Raw genomic sequence first — 22537 nt, 5'->3', positions numbered from 1 at the left:
CGGGGGCCGCTTCTTAGGGTCGGATCAGCTCTTGGCGACGCCGCCGAGGCGGATCAGGCCATCGGGATAGGGGACGAAGCCGGTGACGGACTTCTTGGTCGCCCAAATCCAGGTCGGGTGGTACAGATAGACGATCGGGCTTTCCTTGCTGAGGATGGTTCGCGCCGCATCGTAGTTCTGCTTGCGCACCGCAGGATCGGTCGAAGCGCGGGCTGCGTTCATCAGCTTGTCGACGTCGGCATTGCAGTATTTCGCATCGTTCAGGCTGCCGTTGCAGACGACGAACTGGTACCAGTTGGCGTCAGGATCGACATAGCCCGACCAGCCGATCAGGTCGGCCTGGTAGTCGCCGGAGGCCTGCGCTGACAGCAGCGTGCCGAACTCGGAAGCCTTGATCTTCACGTTGAAGCCGGCCTCGGCCGCCATCGACTGGATGACCTGCGCGATCTGGCCCGAAATCGGATCGTTGATGACGCTCAAGGTGAAGTCGACGCTGCTGACACCGGCCTGCTTGAGCAGATCCTTGGCCTTGGCGATATCGCGGGCTGGCACCGGATCTGCCTTGTCAAACCACGGGCTGTTCGGGGGCGCCGACTGATTGCCGGGCGTCGCCATGCCCTCGAACACCACCTGGGCGATCGCCTCGCGGTCGAGCGACAGCGAGAAGGCTTCCCGCAGGAGTGGGTTGGTCATCGGGCTATCCTTGGCGCCCGCGCCGTTGGCGACGTTGAAGGTGATGGCATTATAGCCAAGGCCCGCCGCCTGCGCGTTGGAGAGGCTGGCATCGGCCTGCACCGATTTCAGATCGGTCGGCGCGACCCGCTCGATCATGTCGAGATCGCCGGCACGCAGGTTAGCCAGGCGAACCGTCTGGTCGGGAATGGGCAGATAGGTGATCGTGTCGAAGTGGAAGTTCTGCGCGTCCCAGTATTTCGGGTCTTTCTTCAGAATGATCCGGTCCTGCGCCACACGGCTGTCGAAGGTGTAGGGGCCGACGCAAACCGGATGATTGGCGAAATCGGCCGCGGTGCCCTTGCCGAAGGCGGTCGGCGACTTCATGGCGCCGGAGCGTGCGGCCAGGGTCGCGAGGAGCGTCGCATCGGCATTCTTGAGATGGAACGCCACCTCATAGTCGCCATTCGCCGTGACCGATTCCACCGAGGACAACTCGCTCTTGCGGCTCGATTCCGGCAGCGTCTGCGAACGCTGAATGTTGGCAACCACCGCGGCGGCGTCGAACGGCGTGCCATCCTGGAAGGTGACACCCTCGCGCAGATGCATGGTCAGCGTCTTGCCGTCCGGCGCCCAGCTCCAGTCCGTCGCGAGCTGCGGAATGATGGTGAGGTCGGGCTGGATGTTGACCAGCTTGTCGCACATGGCCGCGAAGACGACTTCGCCGACAAAGGTGCGCGACTGGTCTGGATCGAGCGCATCCGGATCCTCGCCAATGCCGATCTTGAGATCGGCGGCGAGGGCAGGGGCGCTTATGGAGGCCAGCATGGCCAGGGAGAAGGCGAATTTCCTGAGTTTCATCGTTCTGGTTCCTCGGTTGGGTGTAGGCAAACCTCCTCCTGCCGCCGCGAAGCTGGTTCGCGGACGTCGGACAAGGTGCATCTGTCGGCCGGCGAGCCGATGTCGGCTACAGTTCGTGCTGCGGCTCAGTTCGGGTCGGCTGTGTCCCGCCGGATAGGTCCGCCGCGACTAGAAGGCGCGACGTGCCATGTCAGATCGGTCATTGCGAATGGGCACCTCCTGGATGAGGGCGCGTTGGCCGATGCCGTTCTGCACGGCATGGACGATGAGGGTGGGAAAGGCGTTTCATGGCGACCCTCCGGCATCGGCCGCGCTGCGCTCCCGATAGAGCGCGAAGCGGCGTTCCGCGCCGGGCGTCAGCGCGGCTCCGACCTTGCCAGTGAGCCCGCGATGCGGCAGCTCGCTCCAGCGATGGCAGGCGACGAAGCGTCCCTCTCCGGCGGCCTCGAGGAACGGCTCCTTCTGGTGGCAGATCTCGACGGCGTGCGGGCAGCGGGTGTGGAAGCGGCAACCCGGCGGCGGCGCGACCGGGGAGGGGATATCGCCCCTGAGCTTGCGATCGCCCGGATCGCGAGCCCCCGGCGCCGGCACCGGAATGGCTTGAATCAGGGCCTGCGTGTAGGGGTGGAGCGGTCGCTCGAACAGGCTTTCCACGGGCGCGGTCTCGACGATCTGGCCGAGATACATGACCGCCACGCGATCGCTCATATGGCGGATGACGGCGAGGTCGTGCGAGATGATGACGAGCGTCAGCCCGAAGGCGCCCTTGAGCTCATCGAGCAGATTGATGATCTGGGCCCGCACCGACACATCGAGCGCCGAGACCGGCTCGTCGCCGATCAGCAGCTTCGGTCCTGAAGCGAGCGCGCGCGCGATGCCGATGCGCTGGCGCTGCCCACCCGAGAATTCGTGCGGATAACGATCGGCATATTCAGGCCTGAGGCCGACCTGCCGCAGCAGTTCATCGACACGGGTCCGCCGCTCGCGCGCCGAAAGGCGCGTGTGAACGAGGAGCGGTTCTTCGACCAGCGTTCTCACCTTCATGCGCGGATTGAGCGAGGAGAACGGATCTTGAAAGATGAACTGCATCTCGGCTCTGAGCTTGCGCATCTGCGTCGGCGTCAAGGCGGTCAGATCCTGCCCCTCATAGTAGACCTGCCCGCTGGTCGGCTCGATCAGGCGCAGCAGCAGCCGGGCCAGAGTGGACTTGCCGCAGCCGGATTCTCCGACAATGGCGAAGGTCTCGCCACGGTTGACACTGAGCGAGATCGGGTCGACGGCATGGACGAGCGGGCCGGCAGCCAAGCCGGTACCGCCGCCAAAATGCTTGACGATATCGCGGGTCTCGAGAATGGGCGCCTCGGCGGTCATCCGGCTTTCCCCTCGATATGGATTTCCAGCGGCGCCTTGAAGCAGGCGGCGCCGTGCCCATCGGCGCCGAGGACGAACGGTGGCACCTCGCGTCTACAGCGGTCGTCGGCAAAGGGACAGCGGGTCGAGAAGCGGCAGCCGGCGGGCATCGCCTGCGGCGGCGGCACGGAGCCCCGGATCGTGGCCAGCCGACCCGTGCGCGCGCCTAGCGATGGCATCGAGCCCATCAAGCCGATCGTGTAGGGATGCTGCGGATCGCGGAAGATGGCCTCGACCGGGCCGCTCTCGACGATATGGCCTGCATACATCACCGCGACCATGTCGGCGGTTTCGGCGACCACGCCTAGATCATGGGTGATCAGCAGCATCGACGTGCCCGTCTCGCGCTGTAACTCGCGCATGAGTTCGAGGATCTGCGCCTGGATGGTGACGTCGAGCGCGGTTGTTGGCTCGTCGGCGATCAAGAGTTGCGGGTCGTTGGCGAGCGCCATAGCGATCATCACGCGCTGCCGCATGCCGCCGGAGAGCTGATAGGGATATTCGCGAAGCCGTTGCTCGGGGCTCGGAATCCGCACCCGGCGGAACATCTCGAGCGCCCGCTCGCGCGCCGCCTCATGCGACACCTTGCGATGACGCCGCACGGCTTCGGCAATCTGGTCGCCGACTGTGAAGCTCGGATTGAGCGACGTCATCGGCTCCTGAAAGATCATCGCCAGACGGTCGCCGCGGATCGTCTCGAGTTCGGCGCGCGGCAGATGCAGCAGGTCGCGGCCATCGAACTCGGCCCGCCCGCTCGGGATGCGCGTCGATTTCGGCGGCAACAGGCCCATGATGGCGAGGGACGTCACCGACTTGCCGCAGCCGCTCTCGCCAACGAGGCAGAGCGTCTTGCCGGCGGCAATCGAAAAGCTGACGCTATCGACGACATTGGCCGCTGTTCCGGCAAAGCCGATCGACAGATTCTCGACCCGCAACAGCGCCGGTTCGGCAAAAGCTGCCGGGTCCGGCATGTTCGCGTGCGGCGGCATCGGCATAGCGGCTTCAGGAAACATCGGCGCTCTCCTGTGTCGCGAGCCGCCTGAGGTTCTTTTGCAGCGCCAGGAGATGCACCCGCATCGCCGCGGCCGCGCTTGCGGCATCGCCATCCGCAATGGCGTCGACGACGGCTTCGTGCTGGCTGCGATAGAGCTTATTGGTGTTGGCGCTGCGGGCCCGCTCGCGCAACTCAAGCCAGGCCGCTTCCTGGCGGACGCGGTCGACGAGGTCGAATATCGCCAGATAGAGGCGGTTGCCGGCGATTTCCGCCACCGTCCGGTGGAAGGAACTGTCCCACAACTCACGCTCGTCGGCATCGGCGCTGGCGTTGATATGGCCAATCAGTGTGCGCAGCCGCTCGATATCGGCCGGCGTGGCGCGGGTCGCCGCCTGTCCCGCAAATTCAGGCTCCAGCCGCAGCCGGATCTCCATCACTTCCAAATAGCTGCTCTGCGAGGCAACAGCTTCAAGAGAGAGCAGGATCGGCACCGGGGCAGGGCCGGCAAACGTCCCCGAGCCCTGGCGGCGCCAGATATGGCCTTCGGCTTCGAGCACGGCCAGCGCGCGGCGAACCGAGCGGCGGCTCACCTCCAGCATCTCGCACAGCGCGCGCTCGGTCGGCAGCTTTCGATCGGGACCGAGCAAAGCCGGATCCAGCAGCGATCGGATGCGCTTCAGCGCATAGTTCGAGTTGTCGTTGCTGTCGTCGATAGCCATCACGCTCTGCTCTGCCTCCGCGGCATCGGGCCGAACCAATTATCATTTGGTACAGAAAAACGCGGACCACGGATCGGCGCAAGCGCAAATAAGAGGCCTGCCTGCCTAATAGGCGGACGTCTCTCGATCAGCTTGATGCCGCGCGGCCTCGAGGTTGTCATGGCGTCGTTTTCAGCAGGGATTTGGCGATCTTGCCGTGGACGCCCTTCTCGCCATTCACCGCTTGTGTGATGGCAAAGTCGGCCGCCAGCGAGCAGAGCTGATAGGCCTCGGTCGGGTTGAGCGCGGTCCGCTCGCAAATGATGGCGATCATTTCGCGCAAGGCGATGATGAGGGCGTCGTCGAGGTCGGCGTGAAAGCCCATCGAGATAAGGTATTCGGGCGTCTCGCCCCGCGGATACCCAAGCTGCATCTCGGTTTGCTTGTGAAGAATGAAGGTGAACGTGCCGGTCAGGGCCATTTCGAGCCCGTTGATGCAAACTTCGCCATCGCCCTGAATGCCGTGCCCATCGCCGCAGGAGAAGAGGGCGCCGTCGGCCCACACGGGAAGCCAGAGTGTCGAGCCTGCTGTCAGCAGCTTGTTATCCATGTTGCCGCCATGGATCCGCGGCTGGATCGAGGTGATCTCGCCAAAGCTTGCGGGCGGTGCGACGCCCATGACGCCGAAGAATGGCCACAGCGCGAGCTCGATGCCATGGGAAAACTGCGCTGTCATGGCTGTGCGATCGACCGGCAGGTGCGTGATGGTCCGCCGCGACAGGTCGAAGTCTCCCGCAAGCGTACCGCCCAGCGGCGACAGGGCATTGAAGCCCCAGTCAGCGCCGAGTTCGACCCGTTCGATTCGGACCTCCAGCACATCGCCTGGCTCGGCGCCGGCAATGGCAATCGGCCCGGTCATCAGGTGTCCGGGCCGGCCACCGGGCGTCGGCGTCGCGACGATCACGCGTTGCGCCTCCGCCAGGTGCATGGCCGAACCTTCGGGCGGAAACGCATATTCGCCGCCATTGAAGGTCTCGATGACCACGGTGTCGCCCGGCTGAATGGTCAGGACGGGGGTCTGGTTGGCCGCAAAGCGCCCCCAGACGGTTGTGTCAGGCGTGGCGGCAAGCGTGTGCAGTGTCATCGTTGTCCCCGGGCGGTTAGCGAGCGAATGTCGGTCGAAGCAAGACAATGTCGCCGGCCAAACGCGCTGCGGCGGAGCGACTGAATCGAAGCGCCCGGCAGCAGCGGGCGCGAGAGGCGCGGATCGAGCCGTCTCCGTGGTGGTGCCGACGCAGCCGGCCTCGCGCGTTGGTGCAGCTGCGGGCGTCTGTCTCTCGACAGTGACAACCATCGGCGCGCGCTGCGATCTGCCCGATGTCGGACAGCCGCTTGGCCGGCTCGATCTGTGCGCGGCCCCATCGCCTCGTCCATCTCGCGCTTCGGCGGGCAGTCGGCGTTCAGTCCGATGTGCGTGAACCAATATTCGATTGGTGCAGGAAAATCCCAAACATCGATCCGCGCAAGAGTAAAAAATGCGCTTGCCTAAACAACAAGCACAATGCCGCCTCTGCAGACGCGGGGAGGCCGGGTTCTGGGCATTCGAACTTCGAGCGCCCGTCTCTCCGGTGCGATCAGGAGCCGGTGCAGTTTAAGGGAACAGGACGGCAGCACCGTCGAAGCGACCGGCCCTGAGATCGGCCAGGGCCTCGTTGGCCCTTTGAAGGGGATAGGTCGTCGTCCGCGTGACGATCCCCATGGCCGGCACCTGGCGCAGGAAATCGAGGCCGTCCTGTCGCGTCAGATTGGCGACGGAAAGCAGCTCCCGCTCTTCCCAGAGGGTCGCGTAGGGGAAGCTCGGGATGTCACTCATATGAATGCCGGCGCAGACGACCCTGCCACCCTTCCGAACCGACTTGAGCGCAACTGGCACGAGGTCGCCGACCGTCGCGAAGATGATCGCGACATCGAGCGGCTCGGGTGGCGCAACGTCGGACCCGCCGGCCCAGACGGCTCCGAGCGCGCGCGCGAAATCCTGCGTGACGGTGTCGCCAGGCTTGGTGAAGGCGTAGACGCTGCGCCCTTGCCATTGTGCAACCTGGGCTATGATGTGAGCGGCAGCGCCGAAGCCGTACAGACCGATCTTCTTGCCCTCGCCGGCCATGCTCAGCGACCGCCAGCCGATCAGTCCCGCGCAAAGAAGCGGGGCGAGCGAAACGTCGCTGCCCGTCTCGCCAAGCGGAAATGCGAAACGCGCATCGGCGATGGTCGCCGTGGCGAAACCACCGTCGCGGGTAAATCCGGTGAAGACCGGATCGTCGCAAAGGTTCTCGCGCTGCATGCGGCAATAGGGACAGACTCCGCAGGTATGGCCAAGCCAGGGGATACCGACACGCTCTCCCATCTCGAGACCCGCGACGCCGGCCCCGATCGCATCGATGCGACCGACGATCTCGTGCCCCGGAATGATCGGCACGACGGGATTCGGCAGTTCGCCATCGACGACATGCAGGTCCGTTCTGCAGACACCGCAAGCCGTGACCTTGACGCGGATCTGCCCCGGTCCGGGCTGACGATCCGGCAACTCCGTCCATTCGAGCGGCGTCCGGATCGCGTTCAACACCATTGCATGCATCGAGGCTCCCCTTCCCATTCCGGCAGTCGGACGAGCAACGGGATACATAGCGTCCGACGGATCTGGTCTCTTCAGAAGCACGATTTTAGTTTAGTGAAGGCGCAATCCCGTGTGTGCGCCCGATGCGCGCACGCGTCGAACAATCGGAAACTGTAACGTATCGTGGCGAACGATCGAGCGCACACGATGAGGCTCAGTTTCCTGAAGCTGCGAAAATAATGATTAAGAATCAATCATCTAGATTTGCCGTCGCGCCGATGATGGACTGGACGGATCGGCATTGCCGGTTCTTTCACCGCCAATTGTCGAAGCATGCGCTGCTCTATACCGAAATGGTGGTGGCAGATGCGGTGATCCATGGCGACCGCGCCAAGCTGCTCGGTTTTGACGAGGCGGAACATCCAATCGCCTTGCAGATCGGTGGCTCGGACCCTGTGAAGCTCGCGGCTGCCGCGCGGATCGGCGCGGATTTCGGTTATGACGAGATCAATCTCAATTGCGGCTGCCCGTCCGACCGCGTGCAATCCGGCACGTTCGGCGCCTGCCTGATGCGCGAGCCGCAGCGCGTCGCGGATTGCGTCGCGGCGATGAAAGCGGCTGTCGCGATCCCCGTCACGGTCAAATGCCGGATCGGCGTTGACGAGCAGGACCCCGAGGTTGCGCTCGACGCATTTGCTGACGCCGTTGTCGCCGCCGGTGTCGATGGGCTTTGGGTTCATGCGCGCAAGGCCTGGCTCGCCGGCCTGTCGCCCAAGGAGAACAGGGACATTCCGCCGCTCGACTATGATCGCGTCCACCGGCTCAAGGCCCGCTTCCCCGGTCTCTTAATCGGCCTCAATGGTGGGCTGAAGACGATCCCAGACGCCGCGGCTGAGATGGATAAGGTCGACGGCGTCATGCTCGGTCGGGCGGCCTATCAGGAGCCGGCGCTGCTTGCGGCTGTCGATCGAGTGTTTTTCGGCAGCGAGAGGGCCGATCCGGATCCGCAAGACGTCATCGAAGCGATGATCCCTTATGTCGAGGCAGAACGGGCCCGTGGCGCGCCGCTGCACCGCATCACCCGCCATATGCTGGGGCTCTTTCATGGCCAGCCAGGCGCGCGCCGCTTCCGTCAGATACTCACCGTCGAGGGCGCGCGGCGCGATGCCGGCGTCTCGGTGCTTCGCGCTGCGGTCGCGGCTGTCGAAGAGGCGTCATCGCTCGCAGCCTGAAGCACCTTTGCCGGCACCGCTCTTTATCCTTGCCGCAGTGCACGCTATTGAGGGCGGAGGCTGCGGTCTGGCAGCACCTTTTCCGGATAACCCGACATGACCATCCGCGGCTTCACGATCGACGGCTTCCTCCTTGCTCTGGTCGCCGTGGTGGCGATCGCCATCATCCTGCCGGGCCCGGGCGCCACAGGCGGCATCCTGCACATGAACGAGGTCGCGACCTATGGCGTCGGCGTCATCTTCTTCCTCTACGGCCTGACACTGGCGCCGGAGAAGATGAAGGCAGGTGTCAGGCACTGGCGGCTGCATCTCTGCGTCCAGCTTTGCACCTTTGTGCTGTTTCCGGTCGTCATCCTGCTGTTCGGTACGCCGCTCAAGGGCTTCGTTCCCCCCGAGGTCTGGATCGGCTTCTTCTATGTCGCGGCGCTGCCTTCGACCGTCTCGTCCTCCGTCGCGATGACGTCGCTTGCCCACGGCAATGTCCCCGCGGCGATCTTCAATGCGACGCTGTCGAGCCTCATCGGCGTTTTCGCGACGCCGCTGCTGATGGCCTGGTTCCTGTCGACGAGCGGCCTGTCGATGCCGTTGCTGCCGGTCATCGGCAAGATCCTGCTGCTCGTGTTGCTGCCGATCGTGGTCGGCCAGATCGCGCGTCACTGGTTCGCTGGCTGGGCGGGACGCAACAACAAGCGGATAAAGCTCGCCGACCGCGCGATCATCCTGGCGATCGTCTACAATTCGTTCTCAGACTCGATGGTGGAAGGGGTCTGGCGCGGCCATGATGCCTCCTTGATCATCGAGATCATCGTGGGCGTCATCGCGCTGTTCTTCATCATCTATTGGCTGATGCACATTCCCTGCCGCCTGTTCGGCTTCGACCGGGCCGATACCATCGCCTGCCTCTTCTGCGCGTCGAAGAAATCACTGGCGACCGGCGTGCCGCTCGCGCCGATCATCTTCGGAACGATCCCGGGCCTCGGCCTCATCATCGCGCCGATCATGCTCTATCATTTCTGCCAGCTTGTGATCGTCAGCGTGATCGCCAACCGCCAGGCGCAACTCGCTCTCGCCGAGGCCTGAGGTCGGCCTCCTGTTCGGCAGCCCGTTTTGCCTCAAGCCGGGCGGGAAGGGCGTCCATCACGACCTGCCGTTCCGTGTCGTTCATTCTCGTCCAGTTCGCGATCTCGTCGATCGTCCGTCCGCAGCCCTCGCACAGTCCGGACTCAGCATCCATCGTGCAGATGCGGACGCAGGGCGAAATCATGCGAAGGCGACCAAGGCGAGCAGAGTGCCCAGCACTGCCAGCTGTTCAACGGCCCCGAGCGTGTCGCCGGTGTGGCCGCCAATCATGCGGCTGGCCACCTGTCCAAAGCCGAGTGTCACCAGCGCGGCCAAGGCGAGCGCGACCAGCGCCGCGATCGGTCCTGCGGCCGCGGTGCCGGCGACGAGACCGATCGCCAGCGCGAAAACTAGCGCCATCCAGAGCGTGTCGTCTGCAGGTTGGCCGATGCTGCCAGCGAGGCCGTCTGGCCGCGCCGCGGGCTGCTTCGCCCAGTGATAGACGATCGCCGCACGGCCGATCGTTTCGGCGGCGATGAGGGCGAAGGCTCCTGAAAGCGGCGTCAGCGGCAGGAATGCGGCGAGAAGGCTCGCCTTCAAAAGGATCGACAGGATGAGCGCCAGGGCGCCATAGCTGCCGATGCGCGAATCCCGCATGATCGCGAGGCGGGCGGGGAGGGTGCGGCCGCCACCGAAGCCGTCGGCGGTATCGGCCAGTCCATCCTCATGCAGTGCGCCGGTTCCGATGACGAGCGAGCTGATCGCAAGCAGCGCGGCGGCGAGCGGCGGCAGACCGAGCGCATTGCCGAGCAGCAGCACCAGCGCGCCAATCGCGCCGATCAGCGCGCCGGCGAGGGGAAAGACACGGACGGCGCGTTGAAGATTTGTCGCCGCGGCAGGATCGAGACCAAGCCGGGATGCCGGAATCCGGGTCATGAAAACAAGCGAAACCGCGATATCGCGGCCGATGTCCTCAAGGCCTCGATCTGATCCTGGCATGACGTGTCCCTCCGCGACAGCGACGTGACTTTCCGCACCGCCCGTCGAGGGTTATAGATCGCCCGCCTGCGGCCGGCCAGCGCCGCCGATCCCTCGCGAATGAGCGCCCCATGTCCCGATCCGCCACCGGCCTGCCCTTCGATGATATCCGCGCGCTCGTTGCGACCATGCCGGGACCGGACCAGACGGCGATCGCCGCCATTCGAGCGCGCGATGCGGAGCTCACCAAGCCGGCCGGCTCGCTAGGAAAGCTAGAAGATCTCGCAGAATGGCTGGGCGCCTGGCAGGGCAAGGCCCGTCCTGCTGTCAACCGCCCGCATGTCGCGATCTTCGCTGGCAACCACGGCGTCGCCGCACGGGGCGTCTCCGCCTTCCCAGCCTCGGTGACGCAGCAGATGGTCGAGAACTTCGCAGCCGGCGGGGCGGCGATCAACCAGATCTGCACGGCGAACGGCCTCGGCCTCAAGATCTTCGACCTGGCGCTCGATCTGCCGACAGGCGACATCACTATCGAACCAGCACTCGGCGAAGCGGCGTGTGCCGGCACCATGGCCTTTGGCATGGAAGCGACGGCCGACGGTGTCGACCTGCTCATCCTCGGCGAGATGGGCATCGGCAACACGACCGTCGCGGCGGCAGTTTGCGCTGGTCTGTTCGGTGGAACGGGCGCGGACTGGGTCGGTCCCGGCACCGGCCTCGATGCGGCCGGCGTGGAGCGCAAGGCCGAAGCCGTCGATGCGGCGCTTGCGGTCCATGCAGGGCATCTTGCCGATCCGCTCGAAGTGCTCCGCCGGCTTGGCGGGCGGGAACTGGCGGCGATCGCAGGTGCCGTGCTGGCGGCGCGGATGAGCCGTATCCCGGTGATCCTCGATGGCTATGTCGCGACGGCGGCCGCCGCCGTGCTCTATCGGCTCGATCCGACAAGCCTCGATCATTGCCAGTTCGGCCATCTCTCGGCCGAGCCGGCGCATCGCCGGCTGCTCGATGCCATGGGCAAGACACCGCTGCTCGATCTCGGCATGCGGCTCGGGGAAGGCACCGGCGCAGCTCTCGCCGCCGGCATCGTCCGCGCGGCAGCGCTCGTGCATGAGGGAATGGCGACCTTCACGCAGGCCGGTGTTTCCGGCAAGGACGACTGAACTGAGGCCGGGCTCCTCGACTTCGGCTAGGCAACGCGCCGCGGTACGGTCCAAGAGCCTGTGTGCCCCGCGATCGACGACCCTGGACCTGCCATTGCCGGGCCTCGACCCGGCAATCCATTTCCTCGCGGCGCTGATACGACCTGTCGTACCTGAGTAGCGAAACCTCGATTGCCGGGGTCAGCCCGGCGATCACATGGAAAAACGAGCGCCGCGATGTGCGAGCAAGTGTCGCCCGATCAATAGCGACGCATGAGCCCAACGAGACGGCCCTGGATGCGGACACGGTCGGGTCCGAAGATGCGCGTCTCGTAAGCGGGATTCGCAGCTTCAAGCGCGACGGAGGCGCCACGGCGGCGAAGGCGCTTCAGCGTCGCCTCCTCCTCGTCGACGAGCGCGACAATGATGTCGCCATTGTCGGCATTGTCCGTCTTGCGGATGAGGACGGTGTCACCATCCAGAATGCCGGCCTCGATCATCGAATCGCCGCGCACTTCAAGCGCGAAATGCTCTCCGCCGCCCAGCATTTCCGGCGGGACGGTGATCGAATGGCTCTGCGACTGGATGGCGGAGATCGGGACGCCGGCAGCGATGCGGCCCATGACCGGGACGATGACCGGCTCATGATAAGGCTCAGCACCCTCGGCCGACCGCATGCGGCCGAGACTGCCTTCGATCACGCTCGGCGCAAAGCCGGTCTTGCGCGGCCGCGCCAAGGTCGGCGCCATGGCCTCCGGCAGTCGGACCACCTCGAGCGCACGGGCGCGGTTGGGAAGCCGGCGAATGAAGCCTCGCTCCTCCAGCGCCTTGATCAGGCGATGAATGCCAGACTTGGAGCGCAAGTCGAGCGCATCCTTCATCTCGTCGAATGAGGGGGGCACACCAGCCTCCTTCAGTCGTTCATGGATGAAGAGCAGAAGCTCATATTGTTTGCGTGTGAGCATTTCCCGATCCGCGCGCCAGAATCATCCGGTACAAAACACGAACAACTTACATGTTCTGTATGTGTTCCGCAAGCACCGCGGGTTGAGAGCGGGTGTGAGAGGACTGGCTCGAATGGGGTGTTCCGGCGGCGACGGCCGCCGGACCGTTCCTTCGCTGGCTCAGCGGATCGGCGGTGCGTACTGGATGCCGCCGCGGCTCCACAGCTGATTGAGGCCGCGCGGGATGCCAAGCTTCGAATCGACGCCGAGATTGCGCTCGTAGACCTCGCCGTAATTGCCAACCGCCTTGACCATATTGGCGATCCAGTCGTTGGTGAGTCCGAGCTTGGTGCCGAAGTCGCCATCCGTGCCGATGAGGCGCATAACCTCCGGCTTCTTCGAGGCCTTTGCCTCGTCGATGCGATCGGACGAAACGCCGAGTTCCTCGGCATTGACCAGCGCGAAATTGACCCACTGCACGAGCAGGCGCCACGCTTCATCGTCGGCGCGGACGGCCGGCCCTAGCGGCTCCTTGGAAATCACCTCCGGCAGGATGATGCTGTCGCCCGGATCGGAAAGGCCGGCCTTTTCAGCATAGAGTTGCGAGACGTCGCTCGTGATCGTATCGCACTTGCCGGAGCTATAGGCGGCGAGCGCCTCTGATGGCGTCGCTGCCGAGACTTCCGTGTATTTCATCGTGTTGGTCGTGAAATAGTCGATGAAATTCGGCTCCGTCGTCGTGCCCGCCTGCACACAGACCGTGGCGCCATCGAGTTCGAGCGCCGACGTCTTGCCGCTGGCGCGCTTCACCATGAAGCCCTGGCCGTCATAATAGGTGACGCCTGTGAAGACGATGCCGAGATCGGCCTCGCGTCCGAGCGTCCATGTCGAATTGCGCGAAAGCAGATCGACCTTGCCGGTCTTGAGCGCGTCGAAACGATCGGTGGCCGAGAGCGGCAGATAGGTGACCTTGGCCGGATCGTTGAAGATCGCGGTCGCAACGGCCTTGCAGAAATCGACATCGAACCCGGTCCAGGCACCGTCGGCATTCTTCATGCCGAAGCCGAGAAGTCCTTCATTGACGCCGCAATTCAAGGTGCCGCGCGCCTTGACGTCGTCGAGCGTCGCGGCGCCGGCCGTCAGGCAGCCGGCAAGCAGAAACGCCGCCGCGGCGAGCGAAGGAATGGTCGATGGATTGGGCATGAGAAATCCCCCCGGGGTGGTCTGTCGTCTCGGTCTTGATGGACGGCCCGCGCGATCCGCAGGCCGCTCGCCGTCACAGCTTGGTGCGCTGCAGCACGACGACCTTGGTTCCGACTGGAACGCGCTCGAACAGATCGACGACGTCGCCATTCACCATCCGGAAGCAACCGGACGACAGCGCATGGCCAATGGTCTGCGGCTGATTGGTGCCGTGAATGCGATAAATCGTGTCGCCAAGATAAAGCGCGCGCGCGCCGAGCGGATTGCCTTCGCCGCCGGCCATGAAACGCGGCAGATAAGGCTGCCGCTGGATCATCTCGGCCGGCGGCCGCCAATCGGGCCATTCCTGCTTGCGCGAGATCTTGAGAAGGCCCGACCACTGGAAGCCGTCGCGGCCGACCCCGACGCCGTAGCGCAGCGCTCGATTGTCGCCCTGGACGAGATACAGGAAGCGCTCATCGGTGTTGATGATGATGGTTCCAGGTTTCTCCGTCGTGCGGAAATAGACCGGCTGCAGGCGGAATTCCGGCGGCAGCAGCGAATCCTGCGCCGTCGGGACGAGGCCCGGCTGGTCTCCGATTTGCAGCGGCGCGCGCGCATCGGAAACCGACGGCGCAGCGATCGCCGCTCCCGTCGCAAGGCCGGTCATGAGCATGCCGGCGAGGGCGCCTAGCGCGAGGTATCGTTTTTTCTGTCGCATCAGTGCCTCTTCCATTGAAAGGCGAGGGGATTGCCTAGCGCGTGGCCGGCGGCGGAGCCGGCACGGGCGCAGTTGCCGGGGCTGAAGGCGTCGCGGCGGCGGTCGTTGCGGGCGCATCGCAGCGCACGAAAACCATAGTGCCATAGCGGGCGGCAACTGTCGGGTCGACCCAGGCGGCCACCAGGACGCCATTTTGGAACGATGTCACCTGCCGGTCCTGGATGACACCGGCGGGGCCCTGCGGACCGATATAGACGCGCCCGCCCGCGCTCTTGACGAACACCTCCGAGGGCTGCGTCTGATCGGCGAGATACATCATCACGCCGCCATTCGATCCCTTGCCGATGACATAGGGGTTGCTGCAATAGCGCCGCGCCTCATTGGTGGTGCGTGCGAGATCCGCTTCATTGCGGAAGGAACCAAGTCCCCATTTGCCAACGAGTTGATCGGCGCTGATCGACGCGACAGCAGGCGATGGCGCGGTCAGGCTCGCGCCTTGCAAAGCATTGTCGGACGTACAGGCTGCAAGTCCGCCCGCAAAGGCAAGAGCGAGCACCACGGAGCCATGCCTGCGAACACTGCGCAGCCCGCCGGTAAAATCGATCGACACGAGGCCCATCCGTCTCTCTCCCACGGTTGGCGTCCGGCAGGCGCGCGATCTCCGTCGGCGTCGCCCCGGATGTGGCGGCATGATGAAGAGCCGCCGCGGCAAACGCAACCGCTTCCTGTAAGCGGAGGCCTGTGCCGCATGTTCTGCTTTCGTGCTAATCTGGCGCCATGAGCGATCTGAACTTCACGCTGTTCGAAACCGCGATCGGCCGTTCCGCCATTGTCTGGGGCGCTGGTGGCATCCGTCGCACGCTTCTGCCTGAGGCCGAGGCGGCCGAGACGCACCGTCTGGTGATGAAGCTCTTTCCGGCGTCGTCGGAGATCGAAGCTGAGGGTGACATCGCCGCGACCATCGTCGCGATCCGCGCCCTGCTGGAGGGTGGCCGCGAGGATCTGCGTGAGGCGCCGCTCGACATGACCGGTGTCGAGCCCTTTCCGGCGCGCGTCTATGAGGCCCTGCGGCGGGTCGGGCCGGGCGAGACGATCACTTATGGCGCGCTCGCGACAAAGGTGGGCGCTGATGGCGAGGCCCGGGCGATCGGTGCCATTTTGGGCCGCAATCCGTTTCCGATCATTGTGCCGTGCCATCGGGTTCTCGCAGCTGGGGGCAAAGCCGGCGGCTTCTCGGCGCCGGGCGGCGTTGCAACCAAGCTGGTCATGCTGACGCGTGAGCGAGCCCGCACGGCAGATGCGCCGGGGCTCTTCGATGGCATCGGCCTGCCGCTCGCGGCGAAACGGCCATAACGCGCCGCTCGTTCCCGATTAGGTGACGCCGCGATGCTGCTGGGCGCCCTGCGGGGAGGCTGAAACGGCGACGCCGTGAGGCGCTCAGACTCATTCCAACTCCATTCGGTCCAGAAGTCTTGTTGACTAGGAAACCTTATTGATCTAGTTTCCTAGTCAACGAAAGGCCTGCCATGACCTCTGCTTCCGAGCTCACTGATCACACCGGCTACTGGATGCGGATGGTCTCAAACGCCGTGTCGCAGGCGTTCGCTCGCAAGGTATCAGGCGCAGATGTCACCGTCGCGGAGTGGTCGTTCATGCGGGCGCTCTACGATCTGGACCCGACACCTCCATCCGTTCTGGCCGAAAGGATGGGCATGACGAAGGGGGCGATCAGCAAGCTTTCCGAGAGGCTGATCGCCAAAGGATTGGTTGAGCGGGCGGACAACCCAAAGGACAAGCGCGCTCACAGCCTGTCCCTGACGGCGGAGGGGCGGGCCAAGATCCCGCTTCTCGCATCACTCGCCGACAAGAACGACGCCGAGTACTTCGGCGTATTGACAGAAGAAGAGCACGAGACGCTCGACCGTATCTTGAAAGTACTCGCTGGGCGGCTCGGGCTGAAAGCAACACCGGTGGACTGAAGCCGCCGGTAATATCAATCTTGAAATGAAAGGAAACCGCCATGGACGCGGAACGGATTTCTATTGCGGAAACCTGCCTGAAGGCTGCTCACGACGGAAGCCTGAGCTTTCCGGTCATTGTCGGCAAGCTCATCACCGCCGGCTTCGAGGGCTACACGGTCGACTATCGCCGTAACTGCCAGACATTCTATTTGCCGGACGGCGATAGCGTCACGATGGATATGCAACCCTCTGACGGCAGCGTCGCTGCTGCTTTCGATGCCGCAGAGGTCGAACGGCTCGTGCGTTGGGCGCAGGCGAACCCTGCCGACTACAGCTACATCGCCTTCTGCGAAAAGGCGAAGGTCGCGGGATGCGCGGGATATCTCGTCTCGTTCCTGGGTCGCCGCGTCGTCTATTTCGGTCGCACGGCCGAGACCCATGTGGAGCTCTTTCCGAAGTAACAGGGCCCCACTGTTGCCCTCCGAACTTCAGCCGATCGATCGCCCGGTCGACCTGCGCATTGAGCCCGACTACGCTCAAGGGCCAGTCTAGGTCTGGAACGGGAAGAATTTGGCGCGCCCTAGGGGAATCGAACCCCTCTCTCCACCGTGAAAGGGTGGCGTCCTGACCGATAGACGAAGGGCGCGTCGGCGCGGCTTATAGAGGCGATTCCCTGCCGAGACAAGATCGCTGTGCCGCGCCTGTGGACAGCTTCATCGGAAGCCATGCCGACAGAGGCTTTTCAATGCCCCCGGATTACCATTTGCCGGTATTCGGCATCGAGGCCCAGGGCTCCTGTGACGGCAGCGCATCGCCGGCCTGGATCAGCTCGACCGAGATGTTGTCCGGCGAGCGAACAAAAGCCATATGGCCATCGCGCGGCGGGCGGTTGATGGTGACGCCGGCTTTCTGCAGCTTGTCGCAGAGCGCATAGATGTCGTCGACGCGGTAGGCGAGATGGCCGAAATTGCGGCCCTCGCCATAGACTTCCGGATCCCAGTTGTAGGTCAGTTCCACCTGTGCCGCCTCGTCGCCGGGCGCGGCAAGGAAGATCAGGGTGAAGCGCCCTTTTTCGTTTTCAATCCGCCGAACCTCGTCGAGGCCCAGAAGCTTGTAGAACGCCAGCGAGGCGTCGACATCGGTGACGCGCACCATGGTGTGAAGATATTTCATAGCCTGACTGATCTCCCGTCTCATGTCGGAGCGGCGGGTCCAGCACGCTGCGTGCCGAGCCTTCCTTCGGGGCACCATATTGTCCCGGCCGCCAAAGAACAAACGCAGCGGCGCCTTGTTCGCTCCGGCGTGGAAATCCGGACTTGTGGCCGCTAAGTCACTGTTCAGCGGATATGCCAATGCTATTGTTGCGCTGAGGAATCGATCATGCAACCAACTGCGGCAGGCAGACTTGCTGATCGAACTGTGTATTGTGGGCCGCGGATGTTGGCCGGATTGGGGGCCGAAGCATATGGGGTCCAAGAATCACACCGGCTCTTCGGCATCGGTCGCGGATGGCGACGATGCAGCGGGGCTGGACCTTGTTGAGGTTGTCGGCGCCATCAAATGGTTCGACGCCTCGAAGGGGTATGGTTTCATCGTTCCCGACAACGGCGCGCCTGACGTTCTCCTGCATGTGACATGCCTCCGCCGCGATGGCTTCCAGACTGCCTACGAAGGCGCACGCATCGTTTGCGAGGCGCAGCAGGGCACGCGTGGCCTCCAGGCGTTCCGCATTCTCCAGATGGACGAATCGACCGCGGTGCATCCCGCCCAGGCCGGCCCGGCGCGCACCCATCAGGTCGTGACGCCGACAAGCGGGCTCGAGCGCTGCGTCGTCAAATGGTTTAACCGCGTCAAGGGCTACGGCTTCGTGTCGCGCGGCGAGGGCACCGAGGACATTTTCGTCCATATGGAGACTCTCCGCCGCTATGGGCTCATGGAGCTGCGGCCGGGGCAGATCGTGCTGGTGCGCTTCGGGCCGGGCGACAAGGGGCTGATGGCGGCCGAGATTCGGCCAGAAGGTTCAGCCGGCGGCCCGGCTTCATCACATTGATCGGAATGGCATTGTTCCGGGCTCTCCGACCGTCTGGTCCGTCATGCTTGGCGGCGCTGCTGCTTCTTTTCTCATTCTGGCTGGCTCCCGCGTTTGCCGCTGCGTCCGGCAGCGGCGACGTCGTGGAACTGGTGACTGCTTCAGGTCGCCACCCCATTACCGTTGAATGGGCGGTGACGCCGGACCAGCGCGCGCGCGGACTGATGTTCCGCAAGAGCATGCCGACCGACAGCGGCATGATGTTCGATTTCGGCTCCGAGCAAAGCGTCGATTTCTGGATGAAGAACACACCGCTGTCTCTCGACATGGTGTTCATCGGCGCGGACGGCACCGTGCGGCGGATCGCCAAGCGCGCGAAGCCGTTTTCGGAGGACATTATCCCCGGCGGGGCCTCCGTGCGCTATGTGCTTGAAATCAACGGTGGCAAGGCCGATGCGCTGCGGCTCGTGCCGGGGGACAAGGTGATGATCCCGGCGCGATGATGGTGTTCGGAGGGTTTTGCGGCCAATCGCATCCTTGCGGGCGGGCGCGGGGAAATGCTAATCGAGGCCCGTGTTCAATGTCGGGGCATAGCGCAGTCTGGTAGCGCATCTGGTTTGGGACCAGAGGGTCGCAAGTTCGAATCTTGCTGCCCCGACCATTGACCTTTCGGACCGCTCGTTCAGGAAGCAGCGCAGAGATGGTTGCACGTATCTTCAAGCCGGCCCGTAACGCCATGCAGTCCGGCAAGGCCAAGACCGATCGCTGGATGCTGACTTATGAGCCTGAGGTTCCGCTCGCCGTGGAACCACTGATGGGCTACACGTCCAGCGCCGACATGAAGCGACAGATCAAGCTTCATTTCGACACGCAGGAAGAAGCCGTTGCCTATGCGCAGAAGAACGGAATTCCCTATCGCGTGTTCGAGCCGCATGCTGACACGCGCAAGAAGATTTCCTATTCCGACAATTTCCGCTACGGCCGCCTCCAGTCCTGGACCCATTAGGCCGTCGCCGCGATCCGGCCCCTTAGCTCAGCTGGATAGAGCACCTGCCTTCTAAGCCGGTGGTCGTTGGTTCGAATCCAACAGGGGTCACCATTCGCCCGGGTCCGGACGGGTCGCCTCTGCCGCGCTCCCGGTGTATGGAGAGCGCGCCATTCACGCGAGACCCTCCGACCATGACCCTTCGCCCGAACGCCCATGTCGCCGCTGGCTCGGCCACCTTCGGTAATGACCTGCCGCTGACGCTCATCGCCGGCCCCTGTCAGCTCGAGAGCCGGGACCATGCGTTCGAGATCGCCGGCCGGCTGAAGGAGATGACGGCGAAGCTTGGCATCGGGCTCGTCTACAAGACCTCGTTCGACAAGGCCAACCGCACCAGCCTTTCCGGCAAGCGCGGCATGGGTCTGGACGCAGCGCTGCCGATCTTCGCCGACCTTCGCCGCGAGCTTGGCCTGCCCGTCATCACCGATGTGCATGAGCGCGAGCAATGCGCTGTGGTCGCTGAAGTGGTCGACATCCTCCAGATTCCGGCTTTCCTCAGCCGCCAGACCGATCTTCTCATCGCCGCCGCCGAAACCGGGTGTGTCGTCAACGTCAAGAAGGGCCAGTTTCTCGCGCCCTGGGATATGAAGAACGTCGTCGACAAGCTGACAACTAGCGGCAATCCGAACATTCTCCTCACCGAGCGCGGCGCCAGCTTCGGCTACAATACGTTGGTCTCGGACATGCGCTCGCTGCCGATCATGGCGGGCCTCGGCGCGCCGGTCGTGTTCGACGCGACCCATTCCGTTCAGCAGCCGGGCGGGCAGGGTGGCTCGACCGGCGGGCAGCGCGAGTTCGTTGCCGTGTTGGCGCGGGCGGCGGTCGCGGTCGGCGTCGCCGGCGTGTTCATCGAGACGCATGAAGACCCGGACAACGCGCCGTCGGATGGTCCCAACATGGTGCCGCTCGCCGATATGCCGGCGCTGCTCGAGCGGCTGCTGGCCTTCGACCGCATCGCCAAGTCTGCCTGAACCCCAGGATTTGCTTTCAGTTCGGCTCGTCGCCCGCGAAGAGACGCTTGCTGCTGCCGATCAGCTTCGCGATCCGGCCGGCTGTCGCGTGAATCGACGCATCATGGCGGTCGTCATGATGCGTGACGAGCCATTGCTCCGATGTAAGGGGCGTGATCAGCCCGCCTGCGCGGACAAGCTGAGGATCAGCATCGCCCACGAGACAGGGCAGGACCGCGCGGCCAACGCCGCCGCGGGCGAGATCGAGCAGCGTCCCGGGATCGGTGCAGCGATAAGCGATCGGTGCGTCCGCTTCGCGCGCCAGCCACTGCGCCGAGGGCGTCACCGCGGCGTCGCCGGCAAGGCCGATCCAGGGGAGCGCAGCGCCATCCGAATCGCGTGTCGCATAGGCCGCGAACGCCACCGTCGCGACGCGCCTTCCGGCCAGTGACCGCTCATCCGGCCGGCGATTGCGGATGCCGATATCGGCCTCGCGCCGCCCGATATCGAGCCGCGCGTGAGCCGTGACGAAATCGAGCGTCCAGTCGTCGCCATCAAGGCGGATGGCCCCGATATGTCGGGCCAGAAAGCGCGTCATCCAATGGCCGGCGGAGATGCGCACGGCAAGCGGGCCCGCCGTCTCGCTTCGCCAGCGGGTGATGCCGGCGACGGCTGCCTCGACCTCCTGCGCATGACCGAGCAGGCGGCGGCCGCCCTCGGTGAGCGTGTAGCCTTCGCGGCTCTTCAGGAACAGCCGCATGCCGAGCTGGCGTTCGAGCACGGCGACGCGGCGGCCGAGTGTCGGTGCGCTGACACTCGAGACGCGCGCCGCCGGACCGAGGCCGCCATTCCGCGCCACCGCGATGAAGAGACGGAGATCAGACCATTCGATGTCTTTCAGATCTGAAACGAGCATTGCGAAACCAGTGCTTGGGAAGGCTTGGGAACGGCCGTAAATTGCGGGCGAACCATCAATCGGGGCCGAACGGCCACTGGCCGTCATTCAATTCTGCAACGGCCGGATCATGACGACAAGGACATGCAAATGCACAGCATCACGCTCTGGAATGGCCAGACGATCCCGGCGCTCGGATTTGGCGGCTGGGCAATCGGCGGACCGTTCTTTGCCGGGGAGGTCCCGCTTGGCTGGGGTAAGGTCGACGATCGCGAATCGACCGCCGCGATCCACCGCGCGCTCGACGCCGGCATCCGCTTCTTTGATACGGCCAGCAATTATGGCGGTGGCCATTCCGAAGAGGTGATCGGCGCGGCGCTGGCCGGGCGCGACGATGTGGTCATCGCCACCAAGTTCGGCCATGTCGTCGATCCCGACACCAAGCAGGCGCAGGACGATGACGTCTCGCCGGAGTTCATCACGCGTATCGTCGAGCGCTCGCTGCGCAATCTCCGCCGCGAGCAGATCGATCTGCTGCAACTGCATGTCGGTTACCTGCCGGTTGCCGAGGCCGAAGCGGTGTTCGAACATCTCGGCCGGCTTCGCGAGGCCGGCAAGATCGCCGCCTTTGGCTGGAGCACGGACACGCCGGAAAGCGCCGCCGCCTTCGCCGGCCGCGAGGGTTTCGTCGCGGTGCAGCACCAGATGAACGTGCTCGACCCCGCCGACGCGATGATCGCCGTGATCGAGCGCGCTGGGCTGCTGTCGATCAACCGCGGTCCGCTGGCGATGGGGCTACTGACCGGCAAGTTCACGCCGGCGACCGAGATTGCCAAGGACGATGTGCGCACGGCCGATGTCGAGTGGATGACCTATTTCAAGGACGGCCGCGTTTCGCCCGCGTTCACGGCGCGGCTCGATGCGATCCGCGATCTCCTCAGGCTGGGTGGACGCTCGCTGACGCAGGGTGCATTGGCCTGGCTCTGGGGCCGTTCGCCCCGGACCTTGCCGATCCCCGGCATTCGAACCGTCGCGCAGGCCGAGGAAAATGCGGGCGCGCTGGCCTTGGGGCCGCTGCCGCCGGACGCGATGGCCGAGATCGACCGGCTGCTTGGCCGCGCGCCTGTTCCGGCGTGAGGCTGAACGTCAGCCG

The 22537-nt window shown here is 64.6% G+C and carries 25 protein-coding genes and 3 tRNA genes; 13 read left to right on the top strand and 15 right to left on the bottom strand.

The window, feature by feature from the left end; translation table 11 throughout:
* Positions 1-24 precede the first annotated feature (24 nt).
* From LB518_RS23900 to LB518_RS23875, 6 genes are all read right to left on the bottom strand, one after another.
* Positions 25-1533 (bottom strand): ABC transporter substrate-binding protein, encoded by a 1509-nt coding sequence (locus LB518_RS23900; protein ID WP_224580360.1) that lies wholly within the window; start codon positions 1531-1533, stop codon positions 25-27.
* A gap of 285 nt (positions 1534-1818) precedes the next feature.
* Positions 1819-2904, bottom strand: coding sequence for an ABC transporter ATP-binding protein (locus tag LB518_RS23895; RefSeq protein WP_224580359.1), 1086 nt, complete (start codon positions 2902-2904; stop codon positions 1819-1821).
* Positions 2901-3932, bottom strand: a complete 1032-nt coding sequence (locus LB518_RS23890) for an ABC transporter ATP-binding protein (protein ID WP_224580362.1) — start codon at positions 3930-3932, stop codon at positions 2901-2903. The genes LB518_RS23895 and LB518_RS23890 overlap by 4 nt, the downstream gene beginning before the upstream one ends.
* Positions 3933-3945: 13 nt before the next feature.
* Positions 3946-4656 carry a FadR/GntR family transcriptional regulator gene (locus tag LB518_RS23885; RefSeq protein WP_224580358.1) on the bottom strand — a complete coding sequence of 237 codons (711 nt, stop codon included), beginning with the start codon at positions 4654-4656 and terminating at the stop codon, positions 3946-3948.
* A gap of 157 nt (positions 4657-4813) precedes the next feature.
* Positions 4814-5779: an acetamidase/formamidase family protein gene (locus LB518_RS23880; protein WP_224580357.1), complete on the bottom strand. Its 966-nt coding sequence runs from the start codon at positions 5777-5779 to the stop codon at positions 4814-4816.
* A gap of 507 nt (positions 5780-6286) precedes the next feature.
* Positions 6287-7270, bottom strand: a complete 984-nt coding sequence (locus LB518_RS23875) for a zinc-dependent alcohol dehydrogenase family protein (protein WP_224580356.1) — start codon at positions 7268-7270, stop codon at positions 6287-6289.
* 218 nt (positions 7271-7488) lie between these two features.
* Between LB518_RS23875 and dusA the strand changes: the two genes are divergently transcribed.
* Together dusA and LB518_RS23865 are read left to right on the top strand one after the other, a co-directional pair.
* Positions 7489-8481 carry a tRNA dihydrouridine(20/20a) synthase DusA gene (gene dusA, locus LB518_RS23870; RefSeq protein ID WP_224580355.1) on the top strand — a complete coding sequence of 331 codons (993 nt, stop codon included), beginning with the start codon at positions 7489-7491 and terminating at the stop codon, positions 8479-8481.
* Positions 8482-8577: 96 nt separating this feature from the next.
* Positions 8578-9561 carry a bile acid:sodium symporter family protein gene (locus LB518_RS23865; RefSeq protein WP_224580354.1) on the top strand — a complete coding sequence of 328 codons (984 nt, stop codon included), beginning with the start codon at positions 8578-8580 and terminating at the stop codon, positions 9559-9561.
* Here the strand turns inward: LB518_RS23865 and LB518_RS23860 are convergent.
* Together LB518_RS23860 and cobS are read right to left on the bottom strand one after the other, a co-directional pair.
* Positions 9512-9745 (bottom strand): DUF1289 domain-containing protein, encoded by a 234-nt coding sequence (locus LB518_RS23860; RefSeq protein ID WP_224580353.1) that lies wholly within the window; start codon positions 9743-9745, stop codon positions 9512-9514. The genes LB518_RS23865 and LB518_RS23860 overlap by 50 nt on opposite strands.
* Positions 9742-10539 (bottom strand): adenosylcobinamide-GDP ribazoletransferase, encoded by a 798-nt coding sequence (gene cobS / locus LB518_RS23855; RefSeq protein ID WP_224580352.1) that lies wholly within the window; start codon positions 10537-10539, stop codon positions 9742-9744. Before cobS ends, LB518_RS23860 begins: the two co-directional genes overlap by 4 nt.
* Before the next feature lie 110 nt (positions 10540-10649).
* Here cobS and cobT point away from each other — a divergent pair, with 110 nt between their 5' ends.
* Entirely contained in the window at positions 10650-11678 is a 1029-nt protein-coding gene (cobT, locus tag LB518_RS23850; RefSeq protein ID WP_224580351.1) for a nicotinate-nucleotide--dimethylbenzimidazole phosphoribosyltransferase, read from the top strand.
* A 239-nt stretch (positions 11679-11917) separates the two neighbouring features.
* Here the strand turns inward: cobT and lexA are convergent, their stop codons facing one another.
* The 4 genes from lexA to LB518_RS23830 form a co-directional block, all read right to left on the bottom strand.
* Positions 11918-12622: a transcriptional repressor LexA gene (gene lexA, locus LB518_RS23845; RefSeq protein WP_224580349.1), complete on the bottom strand. Its 705-nt coding sequence runs from the start codon at positions 12620-12622 to the stop codon at positions 11918-11920.
* A 159-nt stretch (positions 12623-12781) separates the two neighbouring features.
* Positions 12782-13804 (bottom strand): amino acid ABC transporter substrate-binding protein, encoded by a 1023-nt coding sequence (locus LB518_RS23840; protein WP_224580347.1) that lies wholly within the window; start codon positions 13802-13804, stop codon positions 12782-12784.
* A 73-nt stretch (positions 13805-13877) separates the two neighbouring features.
* The gene (locus tag LB518_RS23835) at positions 13878-14504 is read right to left on the bottom strand and encodes a L,D-transpeptidase (RefSeq protein WP_224580345.1); all 627 of its coding nucleotides are present in this window, start codon (positions 14502-14504) and stop codon (positions 13878-13880) included.
* Between the two features lie 34 nt (positions 14505-14538).
* The gene (locus LB518_RS23830) at positions 14539-15123 is read right to left on the bottom strand and encodes a hypothetical protein (protein WP_224580344.1); all 585 of its coding nucleotides are present in this window, start codon (positions 15121-15123) and stop codon (positions 14539-14541) included.
* A gap of 158 nt (positions 15124-15281) precedes the next feature.
* Here LB518_RS23830 and LB518_RS23825 point away from each other — a divergent pair, with 158 nt between their 5' ends.
* The 3 genes from LB518_RS23825 (at position 15282) to LB518_RS23815 (ending at position 16926) form a co-directional block, all read left to right on the top strand.
* Positions 15282-15857, top strand: coding sequence for a methylated-DNA--[protein]-cysteine S-methyltransferase (locus tag LB518_RS23825; protein WP_224580342.1), 576 nt, complete (start codon positions 15282-15284; stop codon positions 15855-15857).
* A gap of 173 nt (positions 15858-16030) precedes the next feature.
* Complete coding sequence (locus LB518_RS23820) at positions 16031-16483, top strand: MarR family winged helix-turn-helix transcriptional regulator (protein WP_224580341.1); 453 nt, start codon at positions 16031-16033, stop codon at positions 16481-16483.
* A 41-nt stretch (positions 16484-16524) separates the two neighbouring features.
* A complete protein-coding gene (locus tag LB518_RS23815) occupies positions 16525-16926 on the top strand; it encodes a DUF1398 domain-containing protein (RefSeq protein WP_224580340.1) in 402 nt (133 codons plus the stop codon).
* Between the two features lie 110 nt (positions 16927-17036).
* Here the strand turns inward: LB518_RS23815 and LB518_RS23810 are convergent.
* Both LB518_RS23810 and LB518_RS23805 read right to left on the bottom strand, forming a co-directional pair.
* Positions 17037-17111 (bottom strand) — tRNA-Glu (locus LB518_RS23810).
* A gap of 110 nt (positions 17112-17221) precedes the next feature.
* Complete coding sequence (locus LB518_RS23805) at positions 17222-17638, bottom strand: VOC family protein (protein ID WP_224580338.1); 417 nt, start codon at positions 17636-17638, stop codon at positions 17222-17224.
* 292 nt (positions 17639-17930) lie between these two features.
* Between LB518_RS23805 and LB518_RS23800 the strand changes: the two genes are divergently transcribed.
* From LB518_RS23800 to kdsA, 6 genes are all read left to right on the top strand, one after another.
* Complete coding sequence (locus tag LB518_RS23800; protein WP_224580336.1) at positions 17931-18515, top strand: cold-shock protein; 585 nt, start codon at positions 17931-17933, stop codon at positions 18513-18515.
* Positions 18516-18562: 47 nt separating this feature from the next.
* Complete coding sequence (locus LB518_RS23795; protein WP_224580335.1) at positions 18563-18997, top strand: DUF192 domain-containing protein; 435 nt, start codon at positions 18563-18565, stop codon at positions 18995-18997.
* A gap of 81 nt (positions 18998-19078) precedes the next feature.
* Positions 19079-19155: transfer RNA gene (locus tag LB518_RS23790), tRNA-Pro, on the top strand.
* 39 nt (positions 19156-19194) lie between these two features.
* Positions 19195-19500, top strand: a complete 306-nt coding sequence (locus LB518_RS23785; protein ID WP_224580334.1) for an ETC complex I subunit — start codon at positions 19195-19197, stop codon at positions 19498-19500.
* A 16-nt stretch (positions 19501-19516) separates the two neighbouring features.
* Positions 19517-19593, top strand: a tRNA-Arg gene (locus tag LB518_RS23780).
* An 80-nt stretch (positions 19594-19673) separates the two neighbouring features.
* Positions 19674-20510 (top strand): 3-deoxy-8-phosphooctulonate synthase, encoded by an 837-nt coding sequence (kdsA, locus tag LB518_RS23775; RefSeq protein WP_224580332.1) that lies wholly within the window; start codon positions 19674-19676, stop codon positions 20508-20510.
* 16 nt (positions 20511-20526) lie between these two features.
* On the opposite strand, the gene LB518_RS23770 is transcribed toward kdsA, so the two are convergent.
* Positions 20527-21405, bottom strand: a complete 879-nt coding sequence (locus LB518_RS23770) for a LysR family transcriptional regulator (RefSeq protein WP_224580331.1) — start codon at positions 21403-21405, stop codon at positions 20527-20529.
* Positions 21406-21534: 129 nt separating this feature from the next.
* Here LB518_RS23770 and LB518_RS23765 point away from each other — a divergent pair, with 129 nt between their 5' ends.
* A complete protein-coding gene (locus tag LB518_RS23765; protein ID WP_224580330.1) occupies positions 21535-22521 on the top strand; it encodes an aldo/keto reductase in 987 nt (328 codons plus the stop codon).
* The last annotated feature ends 16 nt before the right edge of the window (positions 22522-22537 follow it).

It is taken from the genome of Mesorhizobium sp. BR1-1-16 (assembly GCF_020165495.1).
In the GTDB taxonomy this organism is placed as follows: domain Bacteria; phylum Pseudomonadota; class Alphaproteobacteria; order Rhizobiales; family Kaistiaceae; genus Kaistia.
The sequence above is the reverse complement of the archived record's forward strand: the minus strand, read 5'-3'. Positions and strand labels throughout refer to the sequence as shown.